The organism is Catellatospora sp. NPDC049133, from assembly GCF_040648455.1.
Classification (GTDB): Bacteria; Actinomycetota; Actinomycetes; order Mycobacteriales; family Micromonosporaceae; genus Catellatospora; species Catellatospora aurea.
Map to the genome: position 1 here is coordinate 1 of NZ_JBEZDT010000043.1, position 17,617 is coordinate 17,617.

Here is a 17,617-nt window from a genome sequence, read left to right on the forward strand (position 1 = left end):
CGCGCCCCTCTTTCCTCGGGGTTCTTTTTTCACGCCCCCCTTCTTTGCGCTAGGGATGGCGGGGCCACCAGGTGCGGGGGCCGACGTGGTGGACGAGGGCGGGGACCAGCAGGGTGCGGACGACGAAGGTGTCCAGCAGGACGCCGAGGCCGACCAGGATGCCGACCTGGACCATGAAGACGATCGGCATCAGGGACAGCACCGCGAACGTGGCGGCGAGCACGACGCCCGCGCTGGTGATCACCCCGCCGGTGACGGACAGGGCGCGGGTGACGCCCTGGGCATGGCCGTGTTCGGCGACCTCCTCGCGGGCCCTGGTCATCAGGAAGATGGTGTAGTCGACGCCGAGCGCGACCAGGAACAGGAAGCCGTGCAGCAGCACGGAGCGGTCGATCGCCGGGAAGCCGATCGCGTGGTAGACCAGCGCGGCCGCGCCGAGCGCCGCGCCGAAGGACAGCAGCACGCTGCCGAGCAGGAGCAGCGGCGCGACCAGCGAGCGCAGCAGCACGATCAGCACGCCCAGCACCACCGCCAGGATCAGCGGGATGAGCAGGCGCAGGTCGGCGTCCATGGTGGTGTTCTCGTCGAGTTCCTGCGCGGTCGCGCCGCCGACCAGGGCCGCCGGGTCGACGGTGTGCACGGCGTCGCGCAGCCGCAGCACCGTCTGCTCCGCCCGGTCGCTGGACGGCGCGTCGGCGAGCACGATGCGCAGCCGGGTCCAGCCGCCCGCCGGGGACGGCTCCGCCTCGCCGACCTCGGCGACGCCGGGCAGGGCGCGCAGCGTGCCGGTGACCTGCGTCGCGGTCGCGGTGTTGGTGTACACCTCGGTGGGGTCGCCGGAGCCGGCGGGGAAGTGCTCGGCGAGGGCCTCGAAGCCGCGTACCGAGTCGGGTTTGGTCACGAACGACTCGGACTGGCGCAGGCCGGTGCCGAGGGTGCTGGCCGCGAGGCTGAGCGCGGCCAGGCCGAGCGCGGTGACGATCCAGACGGGGCGGGCGTGCCGGGACACGAACTCCGCCGTGCGCGCCCACAGGCCCGGTCCGCGGGCCGGCGCCGCCGTGTCGCGTACCGCGGGGATCAGCGGCCAGAACACCCGCCGCCCGCACATCACCAGCAGGGCCGGTAGCAGCGTGGTCATCGCCAGCAGCGCCGAGACGATGCCGAGCGCGGCGACCGGGCCCAGGCCGCGGGTGGAGTTCAGCCCGGCGGCGAGCAGCGTGAGCAACGCCAGGATCACCGTAGCGGCCGACGCGATGATCGCGGGCAGGCTGTGCCGCAGGGCCAGGCGCATCGCGTGCCGATGGTCGGCGTGCCGGGTCAGCTCCTCGCGGTAGCGGGAGATCAGCAGCAGCGCGTAGTCGGTGCCCGCGCCGAAGACCAGCACGGTGAGGATGCCCGCGCTGGCCCCGTTGACGACCAGGCCGAGGTACTTCGCGCCGACGTAGACCAGCGCGCTCGCGAGCTGGCTGGCCACGCCCACGGCGACCAGCGGCACCAGCAGCAGCACCGGGCTGCGGTAGGTGAGCAGGAGCAGCAGCGCGACCACGCCGACGGTGACGCCGAGCAGCGTGGTGTCCAGCGAGTCGAACGCGGCGTCGAAGTCGGCCCCGGCGGCGGGTCCGCCGGTCATCCACGCGCCCAGGCCGGCGGGCAGCCCTTCGGCCAGCACGGTGCGGGCCTGGTCCAGCACCGGGCCTATCGCCTCGTCGGCGGTCTGCTCCGCACTGAGCGGCACGGTGACCAGCAGCGCCGCGCCGTCCCGCGACGGGATCGGCGGGGACACCGGGCCCGCGGCGAGGGCGGCCAGGGCGGTGGCGTCGGCGGCGGCCGCGTCGCGGTCTGCGGTGGTCAGGCCGCCGTCGCGGGTGTACACCAGCAGCAACTGCTCCGGTTCGGCGGCCGGAAACTCGCGGGCGGCCAGTTCGAGCGCGCGGGTCGACTCGGCCGAGGCGGGCAGCCAGGAGCTGAGGTCGTTTGTCTCGACGTCGCCGACCTTGGCGAACATGGTGGCGGACACGGCGACGATCAGCCAGCCGACCAGCACGGACCAGGCGGTGCGGCGGCCGGCGGTGGCGGTGGCGATCCGCTGCCAGGCGGAGGACATGGGCGGGCCTTCCTGTTCGGGTTCTGGAACCCGGCCAGGTTCGCGGCCCACCCCCGTCGCGCACATCAACCCCAGCGCGTAACCGCGCGTACGTCCCGACGCGTCTCCACCGGCGGCGGTCCACCGCCGGCGTCAGGCCGCGCCCGCCGCAACGCCGTGCCGCACCTCGCCAAGATCGTCCGATTTGCCTGGCACCTGTGCGTATCTTGAGCGCCCATTCGACCAGGTGCCAGGCAAGTCGAGCGATCAAGGAGGGCGAGGGGGCGAGGGGGTCACGGGTGGGGGATGGGGAGGCCTGATTGGTAGGCGATGACGACCAGTTGAGCTCGGTCGCGGGCGTGGAGTTTGATCAGGGCACGGCTGACGTGGGTGCGCACGGTGGCGGGGCTGACCACCAGGCCCGCGGCGATCTCGTCGTTGGACAGGCCGGTCGCCACCCAGCCCACGATCTCCCGCTCCCGCTCGGTGAGCAGGTGCAGCTCGGGGTGTACGCGCAGCGGCGGAGCCGCCCCCGGCGTCGCGCCGAACCGCTCGATGACCCGGCGGGTCACCGTCGGCGACAGCAGCGAGTCCCCGGCGGCCACCACCCGCACCGCGCGCAGCAGCTCGGCCGGCTCGGCGTCCTTGGTGAGGAAACCCGACGCCCCGGCCCGCAGCGCCTCGAACACGTACTCGTCCAGCTCGAACGTGGTCAGCACGATCACGCGGGTGGGCCCGTCGAGGCGGCGCAGCACCTCCAGCCCGTCCATCCGCGGCATGCGGATGTCGAGCAGCAGCACGTCCGGCCGCTCGGCGGCGACGAGGTCGAGCGCGCCGAGCCCGTCCTCGGCCTCGCCGACGAGTTCGAGGTCGGGTTCGCAGCTGAGCAGGGTGCGCATGGCCAGCCGCAGCAGCGCCTGGTCGTCGGCGAGAGCGACCCGGATCATGCGACCCCGCCCGGCACCGGCTGCGGGCTCCGCACCTGGCCGGGCACGGCGGACGCGTCGCCGTAGGGGAGCACGGCGTGCACCCGGAAGCCGCCGCCGGGCAGCGGGCCCGCGTCGAGCGCACCGCGCAGGGCGCGGGCGCGTTCGCGCATGCTGTCCAGCCCGGAGCCGCCGGGCAGCGGGGTGCCGCCGCGCCCGTCGTCGGTGACGGTCAGCGCCACCTCGTGCGGGCCGTACGCCACCTCGACGGTGGCCCGCCGGGCGGCGGCGTGGCGCAGCACGTTGGTCAGCGCCTCCTGCGCGATGCGGTATCCGGCCAGGTCGACCGCGTGCCGCAGCGGCCGGACGGTCCCGTGCACGGCCAGGCGGACCGCGAGCCGGTCGGAGGTGGTCGCGGCGGCGAGTTCGGGCAGCAGGCCCAGCCCGGCCGCGGGGCGCTCGGGTGCGGGGCAGACGCCGGTGAACGCGGACAGGGTGACCCGCAGCTCGTCCAGGGCGGCGGTGCCGGCCTGCCGGATCGCCCGCAGCGACTCCTCGACCTGCGGCGCGGTGTCCGGGCTCCGGCCGAGCACGTGCAGCGCCGCGCCGGCGTTCATGCTGATCACGGCGAGGCTGTGCCCGACCACGTCGTGCACCTCCTGGGCCATGCGCAGGCGCTCCTCGTACGCGTGCCGCCGCCGCTCCTCGATCGCCGACTGCTCCAGCGAGTGCCGCCGCACGCGCACCGCGATGCCCGCGATCAGCGGGGTGGCCAGCCAGAAGGTGGTGGTGGCCAGGTTGAACAGCACCCCGTCGGGTTCCTTCTCGACCCACGCGCTCAGCCACACGTAGAGCACGACGAGCACGGACGTCACCGTGACGGACCAGCCCGTGCCACGCCACGCGGCCAGCGAGTACACGGTGATCATGACGTACAGGAACAGCGGCCCGTACGGGTAGCCGGCGCCGATGAACACGGTGACCACGGCGAAGGTGACGGTGCAGGCGAGCACCGCCCAGCGGCGGCGCACCACCAGGGCCAGGGCGCCGAGGGCGAGCAGCGCCAGCGCGGTGGTGTCCAGCCGGAGTCGGTCGGGTTGTTCGCTCTGGGTGGGGAACGAGCAGCCGATCACCAGGACGCCGACGACCAGTGCGAACAGGGTGTCGGCGAGCTGGGGGCGGGCGGCCAGGCGATGGAGCAGGTGCACAGGTGCGAGGTTACGGAGTCGGCGGGTCCGGCCGCATCCGCGCGAGGGCGTACGTCGAGCTGCGTACGCAGCGGATCACACCGGTGGCCTGGGCAAATGGGTTGTTTTGCCGATAACCGGCGGTGACTGACCGGAGACTGTTCATGGATACGCCGATGGGAGGGGTTGTCTGTGGGCACGTGTGAGGTCTGCAAGAACGACTACTGGCTGTCGTTCGAGGTGCACACCGCGGGTGGCGCGGTGCACGTCTTCGACTCGTTCGAGTGTGCGGTGCACATGCTGGCGCCGGTGTGCGAGCACTGCGCCTGCAAGATCATCGGACACGGGGTCGAGGTGTCGGGGCATTTCTACTGCTGTGCGCACTGCGCCCGGTCGGCCGACGCGCGGGAGGGTTTCAAGATCCGCGACGCCGTCGGTGTGCATCCGGGCTGAGCCCCGGGTGCTCGAAGGCTCCGTTTCTGCCGAAAGACCGGCACGAACGGAGCTTTTCCATATAAAAAGGGTATGAGTCGGGCGGACAGTACCGCCGGGTGGCGGATGTTTCGCTGCGCCGGGTGCCGGATCGTGGATGTCACGGAAGCACCGGCGCTCGTCGCTCCGCCATGCGGGCAGGCAGGCCTGGGCCTCCGCACCGACCGCCACGCGACCCGGCAGCTGGGAGATGAGCATGTACGTCACCGCGGACCACGCACTGTGCCTGATCGACCAGGCCGTGGCCACCGGCGGCGCGACCGCCCACGACGCCGGCTCACTGCGCGCGGCCATCCGGGAGGCGTTCGCCAGCAACGCCCCCGTCGAGCACATCGCCACCCGTGCCCGCACCTCCATCCATGACGTGCTCACCGTCGTCAACGAGATGTACGCCGGACGCGCGGACCACTGACGTTCCTCGCACCCATCCCAACCCCACCCCGAACACGGCGGCCCACCCGGGGCCGGCCACGTTCGGCCCCATGGCGCCGCCTGGGACATGCCTGACGACTAGGCTTGTCCCATGGCGGCGCCAGTGTTCGTGGGCCGCGATGCCGAGGTCGGGCTCCTGCGGGAGCTGGCCCGGTCGGCGGCCGCCGGAACCGGTGCCGCGGTCCTGGTCGAGGGCGAACCCGGCATCGGCAAGACCAGCCTGCTGGACGCGGCCGCCGCCGAGTGCGGGCGGCTCGGCATGCGGGTGCAGCGCGGCGCGGCCGAGGACCTCGAACAGCGGCTGCCCTTCTCCGCCATCGGCGCGTGCCTCGGGCTGCTGACCGTCACCGACGATCCGGCCCAGGCCCGGGTGGCGCGGCTGCTGCGCGGCGAGGGCGTGCTGGCGCTGAGCGCGGCCGCGGCCAACCACCAGCTCGCGGTCACCGAGGCGATCCTCGACCTGGTCGACGCCTGGTGTGCGGCCGGCCCCGTCGCGGTCATCGTCGACGACGTGCAGTGGGCCGACCCGGCCAGCCTGGTGGTGCTGCACCGCCTCGGCCGCGGCATCGACGAGTACCCGCTGCTGGTCGTGGTCGCCACCCGGGCCACCGGCCGCGCGGAAGCCGCCGGGCTGCTGCGCAGCCTGCAGTCACGCGGCGCCGATGTGGTCGAACTGGCCGCGCTGCCCGAGGACGCGGTCACCGCGCTGGTCGCCGACCGGCTCGGCGCGCCGCCGGGTCCGCGGCTGGCCCGGCTGGTGGCGGGCGCGGGCGGCCACCCGTTCTACGTCACGGAACTGCTGGCCGCGCTGACGCGCGAGGACCGGATCCGGGTGGTACGCGGCACCGCGGAACTGACGCCGGACGCCGCCGACGCCGGTATGCCGCGCTCGCTGCTCGACATGATCATGCGCCGGCTGTCCTTCCTGCCCCGCAAGGAGCGCGAGACGCTGCGGCAGGCGGCCGTGCTGGGCCGCGCCATCGACGTCGGGGAGCTGGCGGCGGTGCTGGAGATGCCGCCGATGGCGCTGTCGGAGGTCATGTTCGCGGCGCTGGACGCCGGCGTGGTCGTCGACGCCGGGCCGTACCTGGAGTTCCGACACGCGCTGATCCGCCAGGCGCTGTGCGAGGGCGTGCCCGAGCAGATGCGCACGGCGCTGCACCTGCGCGCCGGGCAGGTGCTCACCGCGTCCGGAGCCCCGGTGGAGCGGGTGGCCGAACACCTGGTCGCGGGCACCGCCCTCGACGCGGCCACACTGGACTGGCTGATCGCCTCCGCCGACGAGCTGATGGCCCGCGCACCCGCCACGGCCGTACGGCTGCTGCGCCGGGCGCTGGCCGGGGTGTCCGAGGAGCGGGCCGGGGAGCTGCGTTTCCACCTGGTGCGGGCGCTGATCTGGGAGAGCAGCCTGGGCGAGGCCGAGCAGACGGCCCGGGAGGCGATCCGGCTCGACCCCGACCCGCGCCGACGCAGCACGCTGTACTGGCTGCTCATGGACGCGCTGTTCCGGCAGGGCCGGCAGGCCGAGGCGGTGCGGGTCGCGACGGCGGCGCTGGCGGCCGACGACCTGCCCTCGGCCGACGTCGGGCGCTTGCACGGGTTCTGCGCGAAGTGCCGCTTCTTCCTGCGCGAACACGCGGCGGCCGCGTCCGCCGCCGCGCTCGCCATCACGCACGGCGAGCAGGCCGGCGACGGGTACGCGGTGGGGCTGGGGCGGCTCGTGCAGGGGGTGCTGCGCTTCGTCGAGGGCGACATCGGGCAGGGGCTGGCACTGAGCGAGCAGGCCATCGCCGACCTCGGGCTGGGCGTGCTGCCCGACATGCCCGCGGGCCAGTGCGTGCTGCGCGGCTACTGCCTGCTGCAGCTGGACCGGCTGGACGAGGCCGAGCAGGAGCTGGCCGACGCGCTGGCGAGCAACCAGCGCTACGGCGGGCCGTACCTGACGCTGGTCCACGCGCTGCGGGCGCAGCTGCGTTTCCTCACCGGGGCCTGGGACGACGCGCTCGCCGAGATCGAGGCCGGGTTGGAGTACCCGGACCCGCTGGGCGACAAGCCGTGGCTGCGCGGCCTGCGCCGGCTCATCGCGATCCACCGCGGCGAACCGCTGCCGGAGGCGACGATCGTGGCGCAGGGACAGGGCGGCGCGGCCGAGGCGCAGTACGTCTACCTGGACACGTGGGCGCGGGTGCTGCAGGAGGAGCCCGCGCGGGCGTTGCACTGCCTCGACCTGTTCTACCCGTTCTGGGAGCACGCCTCCGCGCGGGATCACCTGCCGCCCCGGGTGATGTACCACATCTGCCCCGACCTGGCCCGGCTGGCGGCCGCGGCGGGCGACCGGGACCGGGCCGCCGCGCTCGTCGCCAAGACCGAGGAGCTGGCCGCCGCGCAGCCCGCGGTGAGTCTGACCGCTACCGCCCAGCTGTGCCGGGGCCTGGCCGAGGGCGACCCGGAGCTGCTGCTGGCCGCCGCGGAGTCCTATACCGCCTGCGGCTGGCGGCTGTACGAGGCGCAGGCCCGCGAGGACGCCGCCGTGGCGTACGCGGCCCGCGGCGAGGCCGAACCGGCGCGTGCCGCGCTGACCCGGGCGCTGGACCTCTACACCGCGATGGACGCCAGACGCGACATCTTCCGGGCCGACGCGCGGCTGCGCCGGCTCGGGGTGCGCCGCGGCCGGCCGGGTTCCCGCAAGCGCCCCAAACACGGCTGGGAGGCGCTCACCGAGACCGAGCACCGGGTCGCGCTGCTGGTCGCCTCGGGTATGTCCAACCCCGACATCGCCGCGCAGCTGTTCCTGTCCCGGCGTACCGTCCAGTCACACGTGTCGAGCATCCTCGCCAAACTCGGCATCCACTCCCGCGTCGAACTCGCCGTCACCGCCCACCAGCGCACCGGTTCCACCTGACGCCCGCGCCCATGATCGCTCGACTTGCCTGGCACCTGTGCGTATCTTGAGGCCGCTTTCGCCCACTTGCTTGGCAAGTCCGACGATCATGGCGGCCCGCCGGGCGCGTGGCGGCGTGGCGGCGGGCGGGTCAGGACCAGCGGACATGCAGGGGCAGGACGCGGGCGCCGGTCATCATGCGCGGGTCGTAGAGTTCGACGCCGTCGGCGACGGCCAGGTCGGCGCAGCGGCGCAGCAGGGTCCGCACGGCGATGCGGCCCTCCAGCCGGGCCAGCGGCGCGCCGATGCAGAAGTGGATGCCGTGGCCGAAGCTCAGGTGCGGGTTCGGCGTACGAGCGATGTCGAAGGTGTCCGGCTCGACGAACTGGGCGGCGTCCCGGTTGGCCGAGGCCACCCACAGGATCAGCACCTTGCCCGCGGGCACCTGCCGCTCGCCGACCATGGCGGGGGCGGTGGTGAGCCGGGCCAGCCGGGGGAACGGCGAGCGGTAGCGCAGCACCTCCTCCAGCGCGGCCGGGATGCGTTCGGGGTCCGCGCGCAGCGCGGCGGCGGCCCCGGGGTTCGCGTCCAGGCAGAGCACCGTGTTGGTGAGCAGCGTCGTGGTGGTGATGTGCCCGGCGATCAGCAGTACGCCGAGGAAGCCCACGATCTCCTCGTCGGTGAGGCGTTCGCCGTCGACCTCGGCCTCGATCAGGGCGTTGGTGAGGTCGTCGGCCGGGTTCGCGCGCCGCTGCCGGATGTGCGCCAGCAGGTAGTCGATCATGCCGCGCAGCCGCTTGCCGGCCTGCTGCATCATCTGCTCGTCCGGAATCACGGTGTCCGGCACCTGGGCGCTGAGCAGCTCGTCGGCCCAGCGCCGGAAGACGTCGCGGTCGGTTGCGGGCACCCCGATCAGCTCGGCGATCACCGTCACCGGCAGCGGGTACGCCAGGGCCTGCACCAGGTCGACGCGCTCGCGCCCGGCCACCTGGTCGAGCAGCTCGTTGGTGATCGTCTCGATGCGCGGGGCGAGGCCGGCGACCACCCGCGGGGTGAACGCCTTGCTCACGATGCGGCGCATCTTGGTGTGCTGGGGCGGGTCCATGCGCACGAAGTTGCCGCGGCTGAACAGCTCGATCTCCTCCTGCGGCGGGACCAGACCGGTCAGGTCGGAGGAGAAGACCGCCGGATCGGAGAGCACCTTCTCGATGTCGGCGTACCGGAAGACCTGGTAGGCGCCGTAGTGCTCGTCCCAGCTGACCGGGTCGCGCTCGCGCATCCGGGCGAACCAGCCCAGCACCTCGTCCAGCCGTCCGGGCACCTCGGCGAAGCTCGTGCTCCTGTCGACAGTCACCACAGCCATCACTCCCCGTCGATAACTTTGTCATCTTACCGGGCGATCACAGACTGTTTGCCTGATATGCGGGATCGGTCATGTTTTCCCGTGCGCGCGGAGCGGTGCGCCAGTCGCCCCGCGCCGTCGCATTCATGACGCGGGGCGCTGCGCATACCATTTGTCATGTTCGATGGATCGAAGCCCGCTGTCAGGGGAGCCTTCCGCGCCGACGAGACGATCGAGATCGGAATGATCGTGAGTCGTAAATGGAAGATCTGATGACAAACACTGTCCGTGTGGCTATTCCTCACCCCTTGTTATATCGGCGGGGTTCATCGTACGATCGGCCGTCTGATGCGGGGGGATCCGCCTACAGCACAACGACTTCTGGCAGGTGAAGGACTCAGCGGGGCTCGTCGGGGACGAGGGGGGCGCATGATTCCGTACAGCCGAAGAGGACGGTCGGTCGCCGCCGCGGCCCTGCTGGCCGCTGCCTCTCTGCTGGCGTTCACCGGGTGCTCGGCCGAGGTGCCGATACCCGAGGCTCTGCCGACCCAGGCCGCGGTGCGATCGCCCGGCCCGAAGCTCAGCGACGACCAGCAGCGCACGGTAGACACCGCCTGGACGGCCTTCCAGAAGCTGAACACCATCTATCTCGCCGCCGGTCAGACCGGCAAGTACGACTGGAACAAAGACGTCACGCGCCGCCCGCTCTACCGGTACGCCGGCGGCCGCTACATGGCCCAGCTGGAGCGCGACCTCGGGCTGCTCTCCGCGCAGGGGCTGATCCGCACCGGGAAACCGACTGTCACGCTGCGCCGGGTCGTCTCGGTCAGCTCGACCTCGATCGTCGTGGAGGCCTGCGTGGACGACGCCGGCACGGACACCGTCAACAAGAAGACCCGGAAATCCGTCGCGGCCCCCGGGCAGAACAAGCGCTACCCGGTTACCCTGCGTGCCGGGCTCTACCCCGACAGCCTCTGGCGCTGGGTGGACTCCCACACCGACCGGGCGGCGTCGTGCTGACCCGCACCCGCGTGCTGGCCACGCTCGCCACGACCGGGCTCACGCTGGCGCTGACCCTGGTCGTGACGCAGAGCCCGGCGCATGCCGACTACATCTACTGCCCGCCCAACAACGGCCCGTGCATCCTCGTCGTCGACGGTGGCGGCGGGGGTGGCGGCGGTGGTGGCGGGGGAGGCGGCGGCGGTGGCAACGGCATCGACTGCGAGCACGAGGACCTCGGCGTCATCCCCTGCCACGACGAGAGCATGGGCTGGTTCAACCACACCGACAGCTGCTACTACACGCGCATGGAGCTGGCCGCCGACGACCCGATCTGGGGCGGCAACGACCCGGCCGAGGGCTTCATGTACGCCGTCTGGTGCTACGGCGGCCTGTCGGCGGGCTGGCAGCAGGGCAGCGACGAATATCTGACGGACCCGCCGCCGGGCTACGGGGCGATGCCCTCGCCGATGGCGCTGGCCGTGAAGGCGATCAGCCTGATGCCCATCGCAGGGCCGGACATCCACATGGCGCCCGACCCCGACGGCGCGGGCCTGGTCGGCCTGCCGGTGTGGATGTGGACGCCCGTGGCCGAGAGCACGTGGGGCTCGGTCACCAGGGAGGCGTCGGTGCCCGGCCTGACCGTCGAGGCCACCGCGACGGCCACGGTCATCCGCTGGAACATGGGCGACGGCAGCGACGCGGTGCCCTGCCACGGGCCTGGCACGCCGTACACCGCGGACAAGGGCAACACGCCGTCCCCGACCTGCGGCTACCGGTACACCGAGCCGTCCCGGAGTGAGGGGGACGGCACGTACGACGTCGTGGCCGTCACCACGTGGCACGTGGAATGGCACGTCACCGAGGGCGGCGGCACGGGCCTGGTCGAGTCCGGCGTGATCGACATCGAGCGGTCCTCCGACACCGAGGTCCGGATCGACGAGATGCAGGTAGTGAACAAGTGAGCGGGAACGTCGAGAAACGAGGCAAGGCGGCATGAGCGTCAACACCAGTGCGCCCGCGCGGGCGCTGCCCGCGGCGCCGATCCCGGTGCCCCGCACCGCTCCCCGGCGGCGGTCGGTCGCTCAGGGCGCACTCGCCGTGCTGCTCATCATCGTCGGCGCGCTGACCGCGGCCTACGTCGCGCAGCGCATCGGCAGCACCCAGGACTACCTGGCGATGGCCCGGCCGGTCGGCAAGGGCGCGCCGATCGCCCGCGAGGACCTGGTGGTGGTACGGGTCAACCAGGCGGTGGGCCTGCGCCCGATCCTCGCCGCGAACGCCGCGCAGGTGATCGGCAAACGCGCCGTGATGGCGCTGGTCCCGGGCACGCTGCTGACGCTGGACCAGGTCACCGAGACACCGGTCCCGGCTCCCGGCCACCAGCTGATCGGCATCGCCCTCGGCGAGGACAAGATGCCGTCGGCCTCCCGGCTGTCCGTGGGCGCGCAGGTGCTGCTCGTCGTGGTGCCCGAGCGCGGCGGCGGGTCGAGCGACGGCCCGGACCTGGTCCCGCCGCGCACCGTCACCGCCACCATCGTGCAACTGGCCGCGGGCGCCAGGTCCGGCCAGTGGGTGATCAACGTGGAGGTGGCCACGGTGGACGCGCCGTCGGTGGCCGCACTCGCCGCCGCTGACCGCATCGTGCTCGTCCTCGACGGATCGTGAGCCGCCGCCGATGACTCTGATCGCGATCGTCTCCGCCAAGGGCTCGCCCGGTGTCTCCACGGCCGCGCTGGCGTTCACGCTGACCTGGCCCTCGCCGGTGCTGCTGGCCGAATGCGACCCGGCCGGCGGTGACCTGCTGGCCGGTTACCTGGCCCGCTACGAGCTGCCCGCCGGCCGGGGGATGCTGCCGCTGGCGTCGGCGGCCCTGCGCGGCACCGCGGATCAGGAACTCGCCGGCAACCTCATCGACCTGGACGCGCCCCGCCAGCAGCGGATGGCGCTGCCCGGGCTGACCGAGCCCGGCCAGAGCGCGACCCTGAACCTCGCCTGGACCAGTCTCGGCGAGTTCTTCTCCCGGATGACGGCGCAGATGGTGATCGCCGACTGCGGGCGGCTGTCGTCGGCGCACCCGCCGTGGGCGCTGCTGGCGCGGGCCGACCTGGTGCTGCTGGCCCTGCGGCCGCACTCGCTGCGCACGGTGTCGCCCGCGGTCTCCGCGGTCAGCGCGATGCGCCGCCAGCTGCCCGCCGGTTTCGTGGAGAACAGCCTCGGCCTGCTGCTGATCGGGGGCGGGATCGCGGGGCGGGAGGTCTCCCGGCACCTGGGCGTGCCGGTGGTGGCGAGCCTGCCGTGGGACGCCGCGACCGCGGGGGCGCTGTGCGGCGACGGCCGGGGCCGCCGCCGGGCCGCGCTGATGCGCAAGTCGGCCGCGGCGTACGAGAACGTCACCGGTCTGATCGCGAACCGCCGGATGGACAGCGCGCTGTCGCGCCGCGACACCGAGCCGCTGCCGGTGACGCCGTGACGGCCCCGCGGTTCATCCCGATCCCGCCGGAGCCCGCGGCGGTGCCCCGGGTCAACGGCCACGCGCGGGTGGGCTACCAGCCCCAGCCGCCCGGCGCGCACGCCGCGCCCGCGACGCCGGTGGACTACGCGGTGGTCCGCCAGTTGCAGGGACGGGTCACCGAGACGCTGACCCGGCTGCTGGCCGACTCGGCCAACGTCACCGCGGCGTACCGGCGGGAGACGGCGTCGCGCATCGGCCGCGAGATCATCGCCGACTACGTGGTCGCGATGGCGCACGCGGGCACCCCGGTCAGCCCCGCGTACGAGCAGGCGCTGCTCGACGCGGTCGTGGCCGGCATGTTCGGGGCGGGCCGGTTGCAGCGGCTGCTGGACGATCCGAAGATCACCAACGTGCACATCATCGGCTGCGACCAGGTGCTGCTGCACCACGCCGACGGCAGCCGCAGCCGGGGCGAGCCGGTCGCCGACACCGACGACGAGCTGATCGGCATGCTGCAGGTGCTGGCGATGCGGGTGGCGGCCACCGAGCGCCAGCTGTCGGAGTCCAATCCCGAGCTGGACATGCAGCTGCCCGACGGCTCCCGGATGACGGTGCTGTACAAGGTGTCGCCGCGGCCGATCGTGTACATCCGCAAGCACAGCCTGTTCACGGCGACGCTGGAGGAGCTGCGCGACCGCTGGGGCATGATCGACCTGCTGCTGTACCGCTTCCTCATCAAGGCGCTGGAGTCCGGCGCGAACATCATGATCGCGGGTTTGGCCGCGTCCGGCAAGACCACGCTGCTGCGCGCGCTGGGCCGCACGATCCCGGTGGGCGAGCCGTACATCACCCTGGAGGAGTCCCGCGAGCTCGGGTTGCACGAGTCCGTGCACCCGTCGGACGAGAACTGGGTGATCAGCCTCGAAGCCCTGCAGGGCCACGGGGAGTACGACAACAACGGCAAGCGCCGCGGTGAGAAGACCCTGCACGACATGATGCCGATCACCCAGCGGCTCGGCGTGCGGCGGGTGATCGTCGGTGAGACGCGCGGCCGCGAGATCGTGCCGATGCTGCGGGCGATGACGGTCAGCCGGGGTGCGATGTGCACCATCCACGCCCGCCAGGCCCGCGAGGTGATGGACTCGATCGTGCAGCTGGCCTGCTCGTACGGCAACGACATCGGCGCGGACCAGGCGCTGCGCATGGCGGCCCAGGGCATCGACCTGATCGTTTACACGGCGGTCGTCGACGAGCGCGCCATCGGCGGCGGCGAGCACCGTTTCGTCTCGCACGTCATCGAGGTCGGCGGCATGCGCGAGGACCGCGTGGTCACCACGACGGTGTTCGGGCCGGGCCCGGACGGCCGCGCCGTGCCCCGTCACCTGCCGGAGCGTATCCGCGACGACCTGATGGACGTCGGCTACGACCCGCGCGAGCTGGTGCCCTACATCGAGGCCGGCCCGCACAACCGGGGTGCCTGGACCAGGGAGCTGCACGTCAAGCGGGTGCGCCAATGATCCAGATTCTCGCGGCGCTGTCCGTGCTCACGGCGGGCTCCGGTGTCGTGCTGGCGGTGCTGTTCATCGTCGGCACGCGCCGCCCGGCGGGACCGGCCTCGCCGACCCGGCTGTGGCTACGCCGGTTCTGGCGCGGGCCGGGGCGCACCGCCGCCCAGCGCCATACCCGCCAGGGGGTGCTGATCTTCGCGGTGTGCGCGGGTGCGGTGGCCTGGCTGGTCACGGGGTGGCCGGTCGGCGGGATCATCGTCGCGCTGGCGGTGCCCGGGGTGCCGTGGCTGTTCTCCGCGGCCACCGCCGAGAAGAAGGCGCTGGCCCGGCTGGCGGCGCTGGAGGCGTGGACCCGGCGGGTCAGCGACTACGTGCGCAACGGCATCGGGTTGCAGGCCGCCATCATCGCCACGGCTCGCACCGCGCCGCCGCTGCTGGCGACCGAGATCCGCACGCTGGCCGCGCGCCTGCAGGCGGGCACCGGCCTGCCGGGGGCGCTGCGCGCGTTCGCCGACGAGCTCGACGACCCCAGCTGCGACGAGGTGGTCGCGCCGCTCATCCTGCAGTCGGCCGACGGCGGCGAGGGCCTGCACCTGGCCCTGCTGGACATCGCCAACGGCCTGGCCGAGGAGATCGTCGCGCGGGCCACCGTGGACAGCGAACGCTCCTCGGCCCGCTTCACCGTGCGCTTCCTGACCGGGGTGACCGTGGTGCTGGTGCTGTTCGGCGCGCTGAATCCCGGCTACGCCGCGCCGTACCGCACCCTGCTGGGCCAGCTGATCCTCGCGCTGCTGGCCGGCCTGTACGTCGCGCTGATGATGTGGATCCGAGGGCTGTCGCTGCCGGAGCGGCTGCCGCGCCTGCTGCGCTCGGAGGCCGCCGCCGCACCGGTGGAGGTGGCCCCGTGATCAACGGCAATCTGTGGCTGGCGCTGGGCATCGCAGGCGGCGCGGTCGCCGGGTTCGGGGTGTACCTGCTGGTCATGCAGTTCGTGCCGACCACGCCCGCGCTCGGCCCGGCGCTGCGGCGGCTGCACCCGGGGGCTGATCCGAGCTTCGCCGCCCCGGAGCACGCCCCGGCCGTCGATGGCGACTGGCTGTCGAGACTGCGGCTGCCCAAGGCCGACCTGGCGATCCTGGACCGCACCCCGGAGCGGCACGTGTCCGGCGTCGCGCTGTCGGCGCTGCTCGGGCTGATGCTGCCGGTGCTGGTGACGGTGGTGCTGGTCGCGACGGGCCGTTCGGTGCCGTTCGCGGTGCCGGTGGCGCTGACCCTGGTGCTGGCGCTGGGCATGGGCGCGCTCGCGCACTACGACATGCTCAACAAGGCCAAGTCGGCGCGGGCGGAGTTCGTCCGGGCGCTGTGCACGTACGCGACGCTGACCGCGCACCAGGTGCGTTCGGGCCACGGCGCGGTGGAGGCGATGGAGCGCTCGGCGCGCATCTGCGACGGCTGGCCGTACGTGCGGCTGCGGACGGCGCTGCTCAGCGCGCAGTTGCAGATGCGTGCGCCGTGGGACGAGCTGAAGGGCCTCGCGACGACCATCGGCGTGGTCGAGCTGACCAGCTTCGCCGACATCATGCGCAGCGCCGGCAACGACGGGGCCCAGGTATACCAGACGCTGCGCGCCCAGGCGGCGTCCCTGCGCGACCAGATCCGGGTCCGGGCCCTGGAGGTGGCCAAGACGCGCACCTCCAAGCTGGACATCCCATCCACGATGATGATCATGATCTTGCTGGTCCTGGTCGGCTATCCGCTGATGGTGAGCCTGTTCAACCAACGATGAGGAGTAGAGGCGATATGTTCAACACGTTCTGCGCCGCGGTCGAGGTCCGCCTGCGCACCCTGCTGTCCCCGGCCGTCCGGGACCGCGGCGAAGGTCCCGTGCCGCACATCGTGATGGTCACCATCATGGCGCTCGCCGCGGCCTTCGTCGCCTACGCGGTCTGGGAGATCGCGCAGGTGTGGATCGATCAGGTCCCCACCGACGCGCCGGACGCGCCGACCGGCCCGTGACCTCGCGCCCGCTCCGTGACCGGCTCCGTCCGCGGAGCCGGTCACGGGCGTGCCCGGACCGAGGCGGGGCCGCCGTCGAGTTCGCGATCATCGCCGCGCCGCTGCTGCTGGTGTCGCTGATGGTGGTGCAGACGGGGCTGTACTTCTACGCCCGCTCCGTCGCGCTCGCGGCGGCGACCCAGGGCGCGTACGCGGGCCGCCAGCAGGACGGCACCGACGCCGCGGCCAAGGCCAACGCCGAGGACTTCCTGCGCCGGATCGGGATCGGGCTGGTGGGCGCGGAGGTCACCGCGACCCGCAACGTCACGAACACCGAGGTGACCGTGGTCGTCACCGGGCGGGCGGTCAGCCTGCTGCCGTTCCTGAACCCCTTCGACGTCACGCAGCAGGCGCACGGGCCGGTGGAGAGGTGGGTGCCGTGAGCACGCCTGCCCGCCGCGGGGACCGCGGCTCGGCCGCCGTCGAGCTGGCCATCCTGGTGCCCTCGGTGCTGCTGTTCTTCGCCGCGGTGATCGTCGGCGGCCGGTACAGCCTGGCCCGGCAGGCCGGGGAGGCCGCCGCGTACGACGCCGCGCGCACCGCCAGCCTGGCGCGCACCGAGGGCGACGCCCGCACCCAGGCGGAGACCGCCGCGCGCAACTCCTATCTGGCCGCGGGCCTCACCTGCGACCCGCTCGACGCGGAGCTGGTCGACCCCAGCGGCTTCCAGCAGCCGGTGGGCGTGGCGGCCACGGTCACCGTGCGGGTCGTCTGCGAGCTGCAGTTCGCCGACATCGCGATGCCGGGTGTGCCGGGCAGCTTCGTCATCGAGTCCTCCTTCACCAGCCCGCTCGACACGTACCGGAGCCGCACATGAGGTGGCGTGACGACCGGGGCAAGGCGACGGTCTTCGTGGTGATCATGGCGCAGGCCTGGGTCTTCATGTTCGGCCTGGTCGTCGTCGGCGGCGGGCGGCTGCGGGCCTACCAGCGGGCCGACAACATCGCCGCCGAGGCCGCCCGCAGCGCCGGGCAGGCCATCGACCCGGCCCCCGCGATCCAGGGCGGCGACAAGATCATCGACTTGACGCTGGCCACCAACGCCGCGCAGGCCTACCTGAACACCGTCGGCGCGACCGGCACGGTCACCATCGCGCCCGACAACACGACGGTCACCGTACGCGCCACGATCACCTACGAGAACCCCACCGGCCTGGCCTTCCTCGGCGGGGCGACGTGGCGCGCCACCGGCGAGGCCACCGCGACACTCCTCATCGGATAGACCTGCTCGGCCGGCCGAGCAGCCACACACGAAAGG

18 protein-coding genes are annotated in these 17,617 nt (G+C 72.9%); 14 read left to right on the plus strand and 4 right to left on the minus strand.

Features of this window, described 5'->3' with window-relative positions:
• Window positions 1-49: 49 nt before the first annotated feature.
• The 3 genes from AB0B35_RS35370 to AB0B35_RS35380 form a co-directional block, all read right to left on the minus strand.
• Window positions 50-2,104: an MMPL family transporter gene (locus tag AB0B35_RS35370; RefSeq protein ID WP_361054222.1), complete on the minus strand. Its 2,055-nt coding sequence runs from the start codon at window positions 2,102-2,104 to the stop codon at window positions 50-52.
• A 272-nt stretch (window positions 2,105-2,376) separates the two neighbouring features.
• Window positions 2,377-3,030 carry a response regulator transcription factor gene (locus tag AB0B35_RS35375; RefSeq protein WP_361054225.1) on the minus strand — a complete coding sequence of 218 codons (654 nt, stop codon included), beginning with the start codon at window positions 3,028-3,030 and terminating at the stop codon, window positions 2,377-2,379.
• A complete protein-coding gene (locus tag AB0B35_RS35380; protein WP_361054228.1) occupies window positions 3,027-4,217 on the minus strand; it encodes a sensor histidine kinase in 1,191 nt (396 codons plus the stop codon). The genes AB0B35_RS35375 and AB0B35_RS35380 overlap by 4 nt, the downstream gene beginning before the upstream one ends.
• A gap of 171 nt (window positions 4,218-4,388) precedes the next feature.
• Between AB0B35_RS35380 and AB0B35_RS35385 the strand changes: the two genes are divergently transcribed.
• The 3 genes from AB0B35_RS35385 (at window position 4,389) to AB0B35_RS35395 (ending at window position 8,022) form a co-directional block, all read left to right on the plus strand.
• Entirely contained in the window at window positions 4,389-4,649 is a 261-nt protein-coding gene (locus AB0B35_RS35385; RefSeq protein WP_120318848.1) for a Prokaryotic metallothionein, read from the plus strand.
• Window positions 4,650-4,884: 235 nt separating this feature from the next.
• Window positions 4,885-5,100, plus strand: a complete 216-nt coding sequence (locus AB0B35_RS35390; protein ID WP_361054231.1) for a hypothetical protein — start codon at window positions 4,885-4,887, stop codon at window positions 5,098-5,100.
• Between the two features lie 111 nt (window positions 5,101-5,211).
• Window positions 5,212-8,022 carry an AAA family ATPase gene (locus tag AB0B35_RS35395; protein ID WP_361054234.1) on the plus strand — a complete coding sequence of 937 codons (2,811 nt, stop codon included), beginning with the start codon at window positions 5,212-5,214 and terminating at the stop codon, window positions 8,020-8,022.
• 130 nt (window positions 8,023-8,152) lie between these two features.
• Here AB0B35_RS35395 and AB0B35_RS35400 read toward each other — a convergent pair whose 3' ends face one another.
• Window positions 8,153-9,355: a cytochrome P450 gene (locus tag AB0B35_RS35400; RefSeq protein WP_361054237.1), complete on the minus strand. Its 1,203-nt coding sequence runs from the start codon at window positions 9,353-9,355 to the stop codon at window positions 8,153-8,155.
• 417 nt (window positions 9,356-9,772) lie between these two features.
• On the opposite strand from AB0B35_RS35400, the gene AB0B35_RS35405 reads away from it, so the two are divergent.
• Genes AB0B35_RS35405 through AB0B35_RS35455 form a run of 11 tightly spaced genes read left to right on the plus strand, consistent with a single transcriptional unit; the run spans window position 9,773 to window position 17,581 of the window.
• Window positions 9,773-10,363: a hypothetical protein gene (locus tag AB0B35_RS35405; protein ID WP_360528562.1), complete on the plus strand. Its 591-nt coding sequence runs from the start codon at window positions 9,773-9,775 to the stop codon at window positions 10,361-10,363.
• Window positions 10,357-11,307 (plus strand): hypothetical protein, encoded by a 951-nt coding sequence (locus AB0B35_RS35410; RefSeq protein ID WP_361054240.1) that lies wholly within the window; start codon window positions 10,357-10,359, stop codon window positions 11,305-11,307. Before AB0B35_RS35405 ends, AB0B35_RS35410 begins: the two co-directional genes overlap by 7 nt.
• 31 nt (window positions 11,308-11,338) lie before the next feature.
• Window positions 11,339-12,010: an SAF domain-containing protein gene (locus tag AB0B35_RS35415; RefSeq protein ID WP_361054243.1), complete on the plus strand. Its 672-nt coding sequence runs from the start codon at window positions 11,339-11,341 to the stop codon at window positions 12,008-12,010.
• A 10-nt stretch (window positions 12,011-12,020) separates the two neighbouring features.
• Window positions 12,021-12,815 carry a ParA family protein gene (locus AB0B35_RS35420; protein ID WP_361054246.1) on the plus strand — a complete coding sequence of 265 codons (795 nt, stop codon included), beginning with the start codon at window positions 12,021-12,023 and terminating at the stop codon, window positions 12,813-12,815.
• The gene (locus tag AB0B35_RS35425; protein ID WP_361054249.1) at window positions 12,812-14,314 is read left to right on the plus strand and encodes an ATPase, T2SS/T4P/T4SS family; all 1,503 of its coding nucleotides are present in this window, start codon (window positions 12,812-12,814) and stop codon (window positions 14,312-14,314) included. The genes AB0B35_RS35420 and AB0B35_RS35425 overlap by 4 nt, the downstream gene beginning before the upstream one ends.
• Window positions 14,311-15,213 (plus strand): type II secretion system F family protein, encoded by a 903-nt coding sequence (locus AB0B35_RS35430; protein ID WP_361054252.1) that lies wholly within the window; start codon window positions 14,311-14,313, stop codon window positions 15,211-15,213. The genes AB0B35_RS35425 and AB0B35_RS35430 overlap by 4 nt, the downstream gene beginning before the upstream one ends.
• Window positions 15,210-16,091: a type II secretion system F family protein gene (locus tag AB0B35_RS35435; RefSeq protein ID WP_361054255.1), complete on the plus strand. Its 882-nt coding sequence runs from the start codon at window positions 15,210-15,212 to the stop codon at window positions 16,089-16,091. Before AB0B35_RS35430 ends, AB0B35_RS35435 begins: the two co-directional genes overlap by 4 nt.
• 14 nt (window positions 16,092-16,105) lie before the next feature.
• On the plus strand, window positions 16,106-16,321 hold the full coding sequence (locus AB0B35_RS35440) for a hypothetical protein (protein ID WP_361054258.1): 216 nt from the start codon (window positions 16,106-16,108) through the stop codon (window positions 16,319-16,321).
• Entirely contained in the window at window positions 16,318-16,743 is a 426-nt protein-coding gene (locus tag AB0B35_RS35445; RefSeq protein ID WP_361054261.1) for a TadE/TadG family type IV pilus assembly protein, read from the plus strand. The genes AB0B35_RS35440 and AB0B35_RS35445 overlap by 4 nt, the downstream gene beginning before the upstream one ends.
• Window positions 16,740-17,177 (plus strand): TadE family protein, encoded by a 438-nt coding sequence (locus AB0B35_RS35450; protein WP_361054264.1) that lies wholly within the window; start codon window positions 16,740-16,742, stop codon window positions 17,175-17,177. Before AB0B35_RS35445 ends, AB0B35_RS35450 begins: the two co-directional genes overlap by 4 nt.
• The gene (locus tag AB0B35_RS35455) at window positions 17,174-17,581 is read left to right on the plus strand and encodes a hypothetical protein (protein WP_361054267.1); all 408 of its coding nucleotides are present in this window, start codon (window positions 17,174-17,176) and stop codon (window positions 17,579-17,581) included. The genes AB0B35_RS35450 and AB0B35_RS35455 overlap by 4 nt, the downstream gene beginning before the upstream one ends.
• Window positions 17,582-17,617: the final 36 nt, after the last annotated feature.

Excerpts from the sequence above, each read along its gene's own strand:
- AB0B35_RS35415 (WP_361054243.1), top strand. The coding sequence starts at position 11,339 with ATGAGCGTCAACACCAGTGCGCCCGCGCGGGCGCTGCCCGCGGCGCCG.
- AB0B35_RS35370 (WP_361054222.1), bottom strand. The coding sequence starts at position 2,104 with ATGTCCTCCGCCTGGCAGCGGATCGCCACCGCCACCGCCGGCCGCCGC.
- AB0B35_RS35395 (WP_361054234.1), top strand. The coding sequence starts at position 5,212 with ATGGCGGCGCCAGTGTTCGTGGGCCGCGATGCCGAGGTCGGGCTCCTG.
- AB0B35_RS35440 (WP_361054258.1), top strand. The coding sequence starts at position 16,106 with ATGTTCAACACGTTCTGCGCCGCGGTCGAGGTCCGCCTGCGCACCCTG.
- AB0B35_RS35390 (WP_361054231.1), top strand. The coding sequence starts at position 4,885 with ATGTACGTCACCGCGGACCACGCACTGTGCCTGATCGACCAGGCCGTG.
- AB0B35_RS35455 (WP_361054267.1), top strand. The coding sequence starts at position 17,174 with ATGAGGTGGCGTGACGACCGGGGCAAGGCGACGGTCTTCGTGGTGATC.
- AB0B35_RS35375 (WP_361054225.1), bottom strand. The coding sequence starts at position 3,030 with ATGATCCGGGTCGCTCTCGCCGACGACCAGGCGCTGCTGCGGCTGGCC.
- AB0B35_RS35430 (WP_361054252.1), top strand. The coding sequence starts at position 14,311 with ATGATCCAGATTCTCGCGGCGCTGTCCGTGCTCACGGCGGGCTCCGGT.
- AB0B35_RS35420 (WP_361054246.1), top strand. The coding sequence starts at position 12,021 with ATGACTCTGATCGCGATCGTCTCCGCCAAGGGCTCGCCCGGTGTCTCC.
- AB0B35_RS35405 (WP_360528562.1), top strand. The coding sequence starts at position 9,773 with ATGATTCCGTACAGCCGAAGAGGACGGTCGGTCGCCGCCGCGGCCCTG.